This window comes from Gemmatimonadaceae bacterium (assembly GCA_036003045.1).
In the GTDB taxonomy this organism is placed as follows: domain Bacteria; phylum Gemmatimonadota; class Gemmatimonadetes; order Gemmatimonadales; family Gemmatimonadaceae; genus JAQBQB01.
The window spans coordinates 15,198-27,480 of the sequence record DASYSS010000065.1 but is presented as its reverse complement, the minus strand read 5'-3'; the positions used below and the strand labels follow the sequence as shown (position 1 = coordinate 27,480).

Sequence of the window (12,283 nt, the reverse complement as noted above, 5' to 3'; positions counted from 1 at the left end):
GTCCGTCTTGCTGCAAATCGGAGATTGTCGTGCAGGCGCACCCAGAGACCTTCGGCGCCCTCAAGCGCTCACCGTACGGCGTCCCGGATCGAGCGTTCCGTTCGGTCAAGGACGAAATGCGTTACAACCTGCTCGAGCGGCTCTGTCAGCGCGGCGCGGGCCCCTTGTTCGCCGGCGTGATCGGCTACGAGGACACCGTCATGCCGCAGCTCATCAACGCGGTGCTCTCGCGCCACAACTTCATCCTCCTCGGCCTGCGCGGCCAGGCGAAGTCGCGCATTCTGCGCGCGCTCGTCAGCCTGCTCGACGACGCAATGCCGATCGTGGCGGGCAGCGAAGTCAACGACAATCCGTTCGCGCCGATCTCGAAACACGCGCGAAACGTCCTCGCCGAGGCGGGCGACGACACCCCGATCGCATGGGTGGGGCGTGAGAACCGCTACGTCGAGAAGCTGGCGACGCCCGACGTCACGATCGCCGACCTGATCGGCGACCTCGATCCGATCCGCGCGGCGCGCGGCGGTCATCTGCTCTCGGACGAGTTGACCATCCACTACGGAATGCTGCCGCGCGCGAACCGCGGCATCTTCGCGCTCAACGAGCTGCCCGACCTCGCCGGCAAGGTGCAGGTCGGCCTCTTCAACGTGATGCAGGAAGGCGACGTCCAGATCAAAGGCTACCCAATCCGCCTTCCGCTCGACGTGCAACTTTGCTTTACCGCGAACCCCGAAGATTACACGGCTCGCGGCAAGATCATCACGCCGCTCAAGGATCGCATCGGCAGCGAGATCGTCACGCACTACCCGGCAACCGTCGAACTCGGGATGGACATCACGCGACAGGAGGCGTGGACCAAGCGCGACAGCCGCACCGTGCGAGTCCCGGACTTCATCGCCGAGCTGATCGAGCGTATCGCGTTCGAAGCGCGCAACGACCGTCGCATCGACAAGCGGTCGGGCGTGTCGCAACGCATGCCGATCACCGTCACCGAGAACGTGGTCTCCAACGCCGAGCGTCGCGCGATCGTGTCCGGCGACGCCGAGATCGTGCCGCGTGTGTCCGACATCTACGCCGCGCTTCCGGCGATCACCGGCAAGATCGAGCTGGAGTACGAAGGCGAGTTGGTCGGCGGTCCCACCATCGCGCGCGAGCTGATTCGCCGCGCCGCCGACGCGACGTTCCACGACCGCGCGGGCGGCGTCAACGTCGACGACATCATCATGTGGTTCGACGAAGGCGGCGCGCTTCAGGTCGCGGACGACGCACGCGCGGAAATCGCCCTCGGGGGATTCGAGATCGTCCCCGACCTCACCCGCATCGTGCGGCACGTCGGGCTTGCCGCGGACGACGACGCCGGCACCGCGGTCGCCGCGTGCGAGCTCGTGCTGGAAGCGCTCGTCGCGCGCAAGAAGATCTCGCGCAGCGACGGTGGGCAATACGGACGTGCCGCGCCGGAACCGCGACGGCGGCCGAACCAGGATCTCTTCGGTGGCGGCCCGACCTGAGTCACCGCGCCGTGTCACGGTGCGGCGCGCGCAACCGAGCGATCTGGGCACGGTCGTCTCGCTGCGGCTCGCGCTGCTCCGTGAGTACGGTGATCACCCGCTCTACGCCAACCTTCATCAGGACGTCGTCGACCGCGCATTCGACCTCTACCACGCGCAGATCGTCGCGAACGACGAGCGCCTGTTTCTCGCCGAACTCGGCGAAGAGGCCGTCGGCATCCTGCGAGCCGTGGACGTCCGCGGCTCGCCGCTCGTACTGCCGGAGCGCTACTGCTATGTGTCGTCCGTCTACGTCGTGCCGTCGGCGCGGCGCCGCGGCGTGATGCGAGCCCTCGTGCGCGCCGCCGAGGCGTGGTGCGAGGAGCGTGGCCTCGGCGAGATGCGCTTGCACAACGCCGCCTCGTCACGAGTCGCCGTCGACGCCTGGACCGCGCTCGGGTTCGAGGTGGTCGAGCAGGTGCGGCGGCGAACGGTCGAGGCGGACGCCCCGCATGACGAACGCGAGATCACTTCGCAGGCTGCCGCGGCGCGCTGAATGCCCGTCATCACGATCTCGCGGATGTACGGCTCCGGCGGATCGGAGGTGGCGCAACGAGTCGCCGCCGCGCTGGGCTGGTCGCTCCTCGACAACGACATCGTCGACGCGATCGCCGAACGCTCGGGCCTCACGCGGGCCGAAGTGACCGCGCAGGACGAGCGCGTTCCTTCGCTCGTCGAACGCCTGGCGTCGGCGCTGTCGCTCGGCTCTCCGGAGATGTTGCCGCCGGTGCCGACGGGCCCCGTGGAAACGACCGAGGAGCGCATCGTCGCCGTGACGCAGCGCGTCATCGAAGAGGCGGTGCAAGCGGGGCCCGCGGTGTTCGTCGGACGCGGCGCGCAGTGTCTGCTCGCCGAGCGAGAGGACGCGCTTCACGTCTTCTGCTACGCGCCGAAGGCCGCCCTGCGCCGGTACGCGATGGACACGTTTCGGGTCGGGCAGGACGAAGCCGACAAGATGGTCGCCGAGCAGAACAAGCAGCGCGAGCAGTACGTGCGCCGCCACTGGAGCCGCAACTGGCTCGCGCACGAGAACTATCATCTCTGCGTGAATACCGCGTGGCTGGGAATCGACGGCGCGGCGGGGCTCGTCGTGGACGCGGCGCGAAAACAGTTCGGCGAGTCGCCCGGCCCACGCGACTGAGGCGGACGCGCGGCTCAGGCCTCTCGCAACGCCGTGCCGCGCTCGAACGCGATATAGGTATAGAGCAGCAGGATCGCGGCGCCGCCGCCGATCGCCCACGGAGTACCGATGACGTGCGCGACGCTACCGGCGACGAACGAGCCGATGACCGACGACAATCCGACGACGACGAACGAGTAGGCGGCCATCAATCGTCCGCGCAGCTCATTCGGCACGACGTGTTGGAGCGTCGAATTGCAGACCGCGCTGGTCACGATCATCGTGAAGCCGACGCCGAGCAGAATCGGGTACGAGGCGGCCGCGGTGCGCACGAGCGCGAAAAGGATGAGGAGACCGGAGTAGACGTATGCCGTGACCGCCAACAGCCGCATCCGATTGAACCGGTCGCCGATCGCGGCGAGCCAGAGCGCGCCGGATACGCCGCCGACGCCGACGCACGCGAGCATCGCTCCGTACCCACCCGCGCCGAGCCCGAGATGGTCGCGGGCGACGACCGGCATGAGCGTGAGATACTGGACGCCGAGGATCGAGTAGACCGTCACGAACTTCATGAGCGCGGCGATCGACGGCGTGTCGCGCATGAACAAGACGCCTTCGCGAATCCCCTCGAACGGCGAGACGACGTGCTCGGGCGGCGCCCACGCTGGAAGGCGAATGAGCATCAGCCCGCCCATCACCGCGATGTAGCTCAAGGCGTTCACGCCGAAGCACCACGCCAAACCAAGGCTCGCGATGATCGCGCCGCCGATGCTCGGACCGACGACGCGCGCGATGTTGAATCCGCTCGAGTTGAGCGCGATCGCTCCCGGAAGATCCTCGCGTCCGACGAGCTCGACGACGAACGACTGCCGCGCCGGGATCTCGAACGCGTTGATCACTCCGTTGACCGTGGCGAGGATGAGCAGCCACGCGATCGTGATGTGGTGACTCCAGGTGAACCACCAGAGCGCGACCGCCTGAAGGCAGAAGGCGATCTGTCCGATCTTGACGAGGCGGAGCTTTTCCATCCGGTCGGCGAGGACGCCGGCGTGGAGCGACAGCACGAGCACGGGCAGGGACCCGGCCGACGCCACGAGCCCGACGAGGAAGGCGCTATTGGAGAGCTCTAACGCGAGCCATCCCTGCGCCATGGTCTGCATCCACGTGCCGATCAGCGAAACGGTCTGACCGATCCAGAAGAGACGGAAGTTTCGGTGACGCTGAAGCGTCTGGAACGGATTGAGCGACGAAACCACGGCACTCGCCGCCGGGGTGAGCACCGCGGCGGAGCGCGGTGCGGGGCGGCGGGGTGGAGCGGTCGTCGGTTCGGGCACGATTGAAAAATACAGCCGCCGGTCCGCAGATTGGCGTCATCTATCGGCCGGCGTTCACGAATGCCGCGTCGCCTACTTCGCAATGAGGTCGTCAATGACGAGTCGGAAGCACGTGGGCTTGTTCGTTTTCGCGTCCGTGGCCGCCGGCGCCGGTGCCGGCCCGATCGAAGTCGGCGCGCAGCCGGTGTCGCCGCCGAACTTCGCCTGCCACTTCGTGATGGTACCCGTGCGCGACGGCGTGCATCTCAACACGAGCATCTGCGAACCGCGCGGGTCGCACCCGGCGTTGCCGATCATGATGTCGCGCACGCCGTACGGCATCGCCGGCGACACCGTCGTGTCACCGTCGAGTCGGTTCCTCGCCGCCGACGGCTACATCTTCGTCACGCAGGACATCCGCGGGCGGTACAAGAGCGAAGGACAGTTCTTCATGAACCGACCGCTGCACGACCCGCGCGACGCGAAGGGCACCGACGAGAGCACGGACACGTACGACACGGTCGATTGGCTCATCAAGAACGTGCCCAACAACAACGGCCGCGTCGGCGTGTTCGGTGTGTCATACCCGGGATTCCTGGCGACCATGGCCGGCATCAATCCGCATCCCGCGGTCAAGGCCATATCTCCCCAAGCCCCGATGACGGATACATGGATGGGCGACGACTTCTTCCACCAGGGCGCGTTTCGATTGTCGTACGGGTTCGAGTACGCGAGCGATCTGGAGTTGAGCAAGAATCAGTCGATCCCGTCGCCGATCTCGCACTGGGACGCGTACGACTGGTACCTGGAGCTCGGACCGCTGGCGAACGCGGACGCGAAATACTTTCACGGCCGCGTCCCGACGTGGACGGCGTTCACGAAGCATCCGAGCTACGACGCCTACTGGCAGGCGCGCGCCGTCGAGCGAGATCTCACATCGCCTGCCGTGCCGACGCTCACGGTTGGCGGCTGGTGGGACCAGGAGGATCGCTGGGGCCCGCTCGCGACCTACAAGGCGCTCGAGCCGGGCGACACGAAGCATTGGAACTTCCTCGTCATGGGGCCGTGGAATCACGGCGGTTGGCGCAACCAGGCGCGGGCGATGCAGGTCGTCGACCCGGGAACGGCTGACGCGTTCCTGCGAGACGTCGAGGCGCCGTGGTTCGCGTACTGGCTGCGCGACAAAGGAAGAATGAGCGAGCCGACGGCCTACCTCTACGACGCCGGTGCCAAAAAATGGCGCTCGTTCGCCGCTTGGCCGCCAAAGACCGGAGCGTCGGAGCGCAAGGTCTATTTGCACTCGGGCGGGCTCCTGTCGTTCGACGCGCCGAAATCGGAACCGGCGCAGTACGACCAATTCGTCTCCGATCCGGCGCACCCCGTGCCGTACCGTCCGCGCCCCGTCGAGCAGACGTACGATCCGCGCGGATCGCGCTGGCGCACGTGGGAGACGCAGGACCAGCGCTTCGTGCAAGGGCGCCCTGACGTGCTCACCTGGGAGTCGACGCCGCTGCCGGCGGACGTGACGATCGCCGGTGACGTGATCGCGCACATCGTGGCGTCGACCACGGGTCAGGACGCGGACTGGGTCGTGAAATTGATCGACGTGTTCCCCGACAGCGTTCCGAGTCATTGGGACTGGGGCGGCTACCAGTTGATGGTCGCGCACGAAATCATGCGCGGGCGCTATCGCGCGGGATTCACGACGCCGAAGCCCATTCAGCCCAACACGCCCCTCCCCTTCACCGTCGACCTGCACCAGCAGACGTACACGTTCGAGAAGGGCCACCGGATGATGGTGCAGGTGCAGAGCACCTGGTTCCCGCTCTACGACCGGAATCCGCAGACGTGGGTGCCGAACATCTTCGAGGCGAAGGCGAGCGACTTCAGAGCCGAGACGCACCGTGTCTGGCATACGCCCGAGCAGGCGTCGTACGTCGCGGTGACCGTGTTGCGCTGAACCGGACGCCAATGGCGGAGGCCGCCGGACTCTTGACGGCGCGTCGGGACGGCCGTATGTGTAGACAGACTGCACGTGTGGCTCGTCCACCTATTTCGCCGCTCATGCCTCGACCTGACGTCGCCAGCCGCAGCGATCTGCCGCCCGGCACGCTCGAGATGTTGATTCTGAGAACGCTCACGCTCGGATCGCTGCACGGCTACGCCATCGCGCAGCACATCGCCAAGCTGTCCGACGGCGTGTTCAAGGTCGAGCAGGGATCCCTCTATCCGGCGCTCGAGCGGCTGCTCAATAAAGGGTGGGCGACGGTGCGTTGGGACGAGACGCCGACCAAGCGGCATGCGCGCTACTACTCGATCACGGCGTCGGGGCGAAAGCAGCTCAAGGAAAAACAGTCGCACTACCAGCGCGTCAGCGCCGCCATCGCGCGGGTGATGCGCGCGAGCTGAGGCAACGGAGAAGCCAATGTCACTTATCGACGGATTGCTTCACCGGCTGCGCGTGTTGCATCGTGGCGAGCGCTACTCCGAAGAAATCGCCAGCGAACTGCGATTCCACGCCGACCTCGAGGCTCTCGCGCAGCGTTCCGAGAACCGCGACCGGGTGGCCGCGGAGATCTCCGTGCGGCGCGCGGTCGGCAATGTTACGTACTACCGCGAGGAGGTTCGGCGCATGACACCGCTCGCCTGGTTCGACGGCCTTCGCCAGGACCTGAACTACGCCTGGCGCGGATCGGCTCGCGCCCCCGGCTTCACGGCAGCCGCCGTCATCACGCTCGGACTCGGCATCGGCGTGAACGCGTCGGTCTTCTCGTTCTTGGACCGCTTGTTCGTCCACGCGCCGGACGGGGTCGTCGCGCCGTCGGCCGTGCGGCGACTGTACATCGAGTACTCACGTCCGGAGGAACCAAGCGGACGCCTCGCGTTCGACTCGTTCTCCTATCCGTACATCAGAGCGCTGACGCTTGCCGAAGACTCGAGCGTCAAACTGGCCGCGTTCACGTCCGCCGACTCCACGGCGATCGTGGACGGCGAGGCGCGCGTTCCGGTTCGATTGAGCCGAGTCACGGGCGGCTATTTCTCGGTGCTTGGAGTAGTCGCGGAGCGCGGGCGCCTGTTCACCGGCGAAGAAACTCGAATCGAGTCTCCAACGCCGGTCGCGGTCATCAGCGACGCGCTGTGGCGCTCGTCGTTCGGCGCCGACGAACATATTCTCGGGCGGGCGATCGCGATCGGGACACGTCGCTTCACGGTCATCGGCATTGCCGCGCGGTCGTTCTCCGGAATCGATGTCGACGCGGTCGACGTGTGGGCGCCGGCCAACACATACGAGGGCTCCGGGTTCAACGGTCTCGCGTGGTACGACACGTTTCAAAGCGCATTTCGGTTGATCGCACGCGTCCCGCCCGCCTTGCCCGAGACGAAGGTTCTCACCGCGGCGACGGCGGCGATTCGCTCGGTTCATCTCACGGGATGGTTCTACGATTCGACGGCCGTCGCGCGAGCCGGTTCGATTCTGCGTGCGGCGGGGCCATCGAAGGCCGAGAAGGAAGTGTCGATCTCAACGCGGATCGCCGGCGTCGCCCTCATCGTATTTCTGATCGCGGTCGCGAACGTCACGAACCTGCTGCTCGTTCGGGCGGCACGACGTCGCCGCGAGATGGCGGTGCGACGAGCGCTGGGCGTCTCAGGAAAGCGCCTCTACCAACAACTGCTCACTGAGAGCGTATTCCTCGGCCTGTTGGGAGGCGCAGCCGCGGCGCTCTTCGCGGTCTGGGGTGCTACGGCGCTGCGGCGCTTGCTCCTGCCCGGAACTCACTGGGCGACGAGCGCTGTCGACGGCGCGACGCTCGTCTTCGTCGCACTCGCGGCACTCGCGGCCGGCGTGGTCGCCGGGCTGGCGCCCGGTTTTCAATCGACGCGGCCGGAGCTGGTGAATTCGTTGCGTGCGGGCGCGCGTGAGGGATCGTATCGCCACTCTCGATTACGGTCCACGCTGCTCGTGGTGCAGACCGCGCTGTCCCTTGTGCTGATGGTCGGAGCGGGGTTGTTCGTCAAAAGCCTCGATTTGGTGCGATCGATCGACACCGGATACGACGTCGAGCACTTGGCGTTCGTTGGCCCGCGGTTCCCCGGCGCGAGACCACCGGCGGGCGAGGTTGTCGCCAGGCTCGAGCTCGCCGTCTCGAGGTTGCGGGACGTGCCGGCAATCGAGGGCGTCGGAATGACGTCGATCGCACCGATGCGCGGTGCGTCTTACACGACGATCACCCTCCCCGACCGAGACTCGCTTCCCGAGTTCGAGGGCGAGCGCGGCGCGTCGGTTTCGGCCGTCTCGCCAGGCTATTTTGGCGCCGTGGGAATTCCGGTGCTCGCGGGGCGGGATTTTGGAGACGAAGATCGTCACGGCGGTCAGAACACCTTGATCGTGAGTCGAGCCATGGCTCGGACCTACTGGCCGGGAAAGACTGCGATTGGCCAGTGTCTAAAACTCGGCAAGCGTAGCTCCTCCGCCCCTTGCGCCACCGTCGTAGGAATCGTCGGCGACGTTCATCGCTACGACGTCGTAGAGAAACCGAGGCTGCAGTTCTACCTTCCCGCGACGCAGGCGGACACGTTTTTCACTCCGACCGTGCTGGTCATTCGCGCGCGCGGCGCAAACCTGATGGCCGCCGGAGCGATCGCCGCGGCTGAGTTGCGGCGTGCGTTTCCCACTTCCTCGCCGGCCGTGATCCGAACCATGGCGCAGTCGCTCGAGCCGCAGTTCAGGCCCTGGCGGCTCGGCGCCAGGCTCTTCTTGGCGCTCGGCATCCTCGCGCTAGTGGTCGCGGCGATCGGCGTCTACAGCGTGGTTGCGTACTCGGTCAGCCAGCGTACGCGCGAAATGGGGATTCGAATCGCGCTCGGCGCGCGGACGGCCGATGTTCTTTCCCTTGTCGTCGGTGAGGGCGCGCGGACCGTTGCGATCGGCGTACTCGTCGGTGTCCTGGTCTCGCTTGCGGCCGGCCGCCTCGTCGCGACGCTGCTTTACGGAATTACCGCGCACGATCCTGCGGTGCTTGCGGGCGCGGCTGTCGTGCTGATGCTCGTCGGCATGACGGCCAGCATGGTTCCGAGCGTTCGCGCCGCGAAAGTCGATCCCGTCGTCGCGCTCCGATCCGACTGAACGTCACTCGGAACGCAACGCGATGTTCGGATCGACGCCCGCGGCGCGCGCCGCGGGCACGACGCTCGCCACCAACGCCACGACGATCATGACGCCGGCGACGAGCGCATATGCCGCCGGGTCTGTGGCCGACTCGCCGTAGAGCAGCGGCTGCACCCAGCGTGAGGCGCCGAGGGCCACGAGCACGCCGAGACAGACGGCCACCGCGACGAACGCGAATCCCTGGCGAGCCACGATCGAAACGACGTCGCGCGCGCGTGCGCCGAGCGCGATGCGAACGCCGATCTCGTGGCGCCGTTGCGCGACGTCGTACGCGATGACGCCATAAAGACCGACCGCGGCGACGATTAGGGCGAGCAGCCCGAACGTCGTGAACAGCACCGCGCCCAGTTTCCACGAACGCCGCGAAATGTCCACCAACTCGGCGAGCGGACGCACGACGACAAAGCCCTCGCCGGGCATCGCCGCCTGCAGCCCGCGTCGAACGCGTTCGGGACCGTCGGTCACGGCCGGCGAGAGGCGCACGAGAATCGTGCTCGCCCACGCCGGATTCGCCTGTTCCACCGGGATGTAATACATGAAGCGCTGCTCGTCGGTCGCGGTCTGCATCGCCGCATCTTCGGCGACGCCGACGACCGTGCTGCATGGCGGCCGCGGATCCGGATGCAGCGCGTCCCACGCGACGTGGATGCACTGACCGATCGGATCCTTGTTTGGCCAGAGCGCTCGCCCCATCGCCTGGCTCACGACGGTCACGAGCGGCATGCCGGCGCGGTCCAGCGCGTCGAACGCGCGTCCGCGCACGATACGCGTCCGCATCACGTCGAAGTACTCGGGCGTCGTCATTTGGAAATTGAAGCGGCCCAGCCGCGCGACCGAGTCGATTCCCGGCACCGAGAGGTACGCGGTGTTGGTGCTGAACAGCAGGCTGTTTACGCGCGTCGCCGATTCCGCGCCTGGAATGGACTTCGCCGCGGCGAGCAGTCGCCGGCGCATGGCCACGGCGGCCGTGCTGTCCATTTGGTAGCCGCGAAAATCGAGAATCGCTTCGATCACGTTGGTCGCGTCGTATCCCAGCCGGATCGATACGACGTGTGTGAGGCTGCGAACGAAGAGCGCCGCGCCGATGAGGAGAACGACCGACAGCCCGCCCTGTGCGACGAGCAATGTCGACCGCAGGCGCGAGTGCTGCGTGACGCCGGCGCGCGCGCCCGGCTTGAGCGAGCCGGTCAGATCGGATCGCGTCGCGAGAACCGCGGGGCCGACGGCGACGAGAAGCGCTGAGGCAACCGCGCACGCGGCCGCCGCGCCGACCGTCCGCCAATCAGCGATCAATCCTCCTCCCGAAACGGCGACCTGCAGGAAGATCAATCGCTGAACGGCCGCGCCCGCCCACTCCGCGGCGACGAGTCCGGCCGCGCAGCCAAGGAAAGCGAGCAACAACCCCTCGACGACGAACTGCCCTATGAGGCGCCGGCGGCTCACGCCGAGCGCGAGTCGTACGGCGATTTCACGGCGCCGCCGAAGTACGCGAGCGAACATGAGGTTCGCGACGTTGGCGCAGGCGATCAACAACACGATGGCGGCGACGCCGGCGACCCAGAGCAGCACGCGCGCCTCGAGGCCCGCATCGGGAGCGGCCCACGATCGCAGCGACCCCTCGAGGGCGCGGGGTTTGGCGATCGAGTCCGGCGTCATGCCGGGATTGAGCGCGCGTTGCGCCGTCCGACTCTGAATGAACGCATTCGTGAGGTCCGCGTCCGACGCGGCGTCCGACACGCCGGCGCGCCGCCTGACGATGATCTCCGTCCAGTCCCACGAGTACGTCTTCAGGTATTTGCCGGCATCCCAATTCGGGCTGACGTTCGCCGGGATCGTCGTGATCGGAACGAAGAGATCGGGCTCGGCGCCGTTGTTCGCGGTGCCGACGAATCCCTCCGGCGCGACGCCGATGATCGTGTACTTCGCGAGCCCGACCGCCAGCTGCTGTCCGATGACATTTTGTCCGCCGAATTCCGACTGCCAGAACGCGTGCGTCAGCACCGCGACGCGCGTTCCGTTGGGCGCCGCGTCTTCGGCAGCGACGAAATACCGACCGCGAAGCGCCGGAGCGTCGAAGAGATCGAAGAAGGCTGCGCTCACCCCGTCGACGTGCTTGACGCGCGTCGCCTGTCCGGTGCCCACCGCCAGACGCCACTCCGAGACGGCGGCGATCTGCGAGTACGAGTGCGTCCCCTTCGCGATGTCGAGATACCGCGTGTAGGGCATCGTCGCGTACGTGAGCGTTCGCCCCCGCAACGTCGTACTGAGATAGACGCGGTGCACTTCGCCCGGCGCCCGCATGTACGGGTACGGCCTGAACATCAGCCGGTCGATGATGGCGAACATCGTCGTGTTGGCGCCGATGCCGAGCGCGAGCGTCACGATCACGGTCGCCGTGAAGCCGGGCGACCGTCGCAGTCCGCGAGCCGCGTAGCGCAGGTCGTGCAGGAATGCGTCGGCGGCGGGAAAACCCCACGCATCCCGACTGGCCTCTCGCGCGCGCAGTGAACTTCCCACTTGGCGTCCCGCCTGGGCTCGCGCGTCCGCGGGCGTCAGGCCTTCGCGCTCCAGATCGCGCGCGAGAAGCTCGACATGTTCGTCGATCTCGCCGCTCAACCGGCGCTCGAGCTCGCGCCGCCGGCCCCATGTCACGGCACGTCGCCAGAGTTCGCCGAGCGTCATGACTCCGCCCCGCGCAACACGCGCATCGTCGCCGCGACTGCGCGCTGGAATTCGCTCTCCTCCTCCCCGAGCTGCCGACGCCCCGCCGCCGTGAGGCGATAGTAGCGCGCGGTTCTCCCGGTCGGAGTCTTCTTCAATTCCGACGTGATCCACCCTTTCGCTTGCATCCGCTGAAGCGCCGGATAAAGCGATCCTTCCTCGACCCGCAGCGCATCGCGCGACAGCCGCTTGATGTGCTGCGCGAGCCCATAACCGTGGAACGGGCCCGCGGACAGTGTCTTCAGAATCAGCAAGTCGAGCGTTCCGGCGAGGATCTGCGAGCGGTCGTCCATAATGGTCAGGTCTATGGTTGTCACGTCTGGGTATACGTTGGACACCGCGATTGGAGCAATGGTTTGGTGGCCGAGTGGACGGGTGGACGGAAAGGCGCTCCGCAAAGCGCCGAAGACGAGTCCGG

The 12,283-nt window shown here is 66.9% G+C and carries 9 protein-coding genes; 6 read left to right on the top strand and 3 right to left on the bottom strand.

Annotated elements, in window-relative coordinates; all coding sequences use genetic code 11:
* The first annotated feature begins 29 nt into the window (after positions 1–29).
* From VGQ44_16400 to VGQ44_16390, 3 genes are read left to right on the top strand one after another with little or no spacing between them, the layout of a single operon-like run.
* The gene (locus tag VGQ44_16400) at positions 30–1,505 is read left to right on the top strand and encodes a magnesium chelatase (GenBank protein ID HEV8448412.1); all 1,476 of its coding nucleotides are present in this window, start codon (positions 30–32) and stop codon (positions 1,503–1,505) included.
* A gap of 19 nt (positions 1,506–1,524) precedes the next feature.
* Positions 1,525–2,040 (top strand): GNAT family N-acetyltransferase, encoded by a 516-nt coding sequence (locus tag VGQ44_16395; protein HEV8448411.1) that lies wholly within the window; start codon positions 1,525–1,527, stop codon positions 2,038–2,040.
* Positions 2,041–2,685 (top strand): cytidylate kinase-like family protein, encoded by a 645-nt coding sequence (locus VGQ44_16390; protein HEV8448410.1) that lies wholly within the window; start codon positions 2,041–2,043, stop codon positions 2,683–2,685.
* Between the two features lie 14 nt (positions 2,686–2,699).
* On the opposite strand, the gene VGQ44_16385 is transcribed toward VGQ44_16390, so the two are convergent.
* Positions 2,700–3,998, bottom strand: a complete 1,299-nt coding sequence (locus VGQ44_16385) for an MFS transporter (protein ID HEV8448409.1) — start codon at positions 3,996–3,998, stop codon at positions 2,700–2,702.
* 94 nt (positions 3,999–4,092) lie between these two features.
* Here VGQ44_16385 and VGQ44_16380 point away from each other — a divergent pair, with 94 nt between their 5' ends.
* The 3 genes from VGQ44_16380 to VGQ44_16370 all read left to right on the top strand — a co-directional run bounded on the left by VGQ44_16380 (position 4,093) and on the right by VGQ44_16370 (position 9,102).
* Entirely contained in the window at positions 4,093–5,937 is a 1,845-nt protein-coding gene (locus VGQ44_16380) for a CocE/NonD family hydrolase (protein HEV8448408.1), read from the top strand.
* A gap of 104 nt (positions 5,938–6,041) precedes the next feature.
* Positions 6,042–6,386, top strand: a complete 345-nt coding sequence (locus VGQ44_16375) for a PadR family transcriptional regulator (GenBank protein ID HEV8448407.1) — start codon at positions 6,042–6,044, stop codon at positions 6,384–6,386.
* Between the two features lie 16 nt (positions 6,387–6,402).
* Complete coding sequence (locus tag VGQ44_16370) at positions 6,403–9,102, top strand: ADOP family duplicated permease (GenBank protein HEV8448406.1); 2,700 nt, start codon at positions 6,403–6,405, stop codon at positions 9,100–9,102.
* Between the two features lie 3 nt (positions 9,103–9,105).
* Here VGQ44_16370 and VGQ44_16365 read toward each other — a convergent pair whose 3' ends face one another.
* Entirely contained in the window at positions 9,106–11,826 is a 2,721-nt protein-coding gene (locus VGQ44_16365; GenBank protein HEV8448405.1) for an ADOP family duplicated permease, read from the bottom strand.
* The gene (locus tag VGQ44_16360; protein HEV8448404.1) at positions 11,823–12,182 is read right to left on the bottom strand and encodes a PadR family transcriptional regulator; all 360 of its coding nucleotides are present in this window, start codon (positions 12,180–12,182) and stop codon (positions 11,823–11,825) included. The genes VGQ44_16365 and VGQ44_16360 overlap by 4 nt, the downstream gene beginning before the upstream one ends.
* Between the last annotated feature and the right edge of the window lie 101 nt (positions 12,183–12,283).

What these genes read in the sequence shown, in the direction of transcription:
- VGQ44_16390 (HEV8448410.1), top strand. Translation starts at nt 2,041, where the DNA reads ATGCCCGTCATCACGATCTCGCGGATGTACGGCTCCGGCGGATCGGAG.
- VGQ44_16370 (HEV8448406.1), top strand. Translation starts at nt 6,403, where the DNA reads ATGTCACTTATCGACGGATTGCTTCACCGGCTGCGCGTGTTGCATCGT.
- VGQ44_16380 (HEV8448408.1), top strand. Translation starts at nt 4,093, where the DNA reads ATGACGAGTCGGAAGCACGTGGGCTTGTTCGTTTTCGCGTCCGTGGCC.
- VGQ44_16365 (HEV8448405.1), bottom strand. Translation starts at nt 11,826, where the DNA reads ATGACGCTCGGCGAACTCTGGCGACGTGCCGTGACATGGGGCCGGCGG.
- VGQ44_16375 (HEV8448407.1), top strand. Translation starts at nt 6,042, where the DNA reads ATGCCTCGACCTGACGTCGCCAGCCGCAGCGATCTGCCGCCCGGCACG.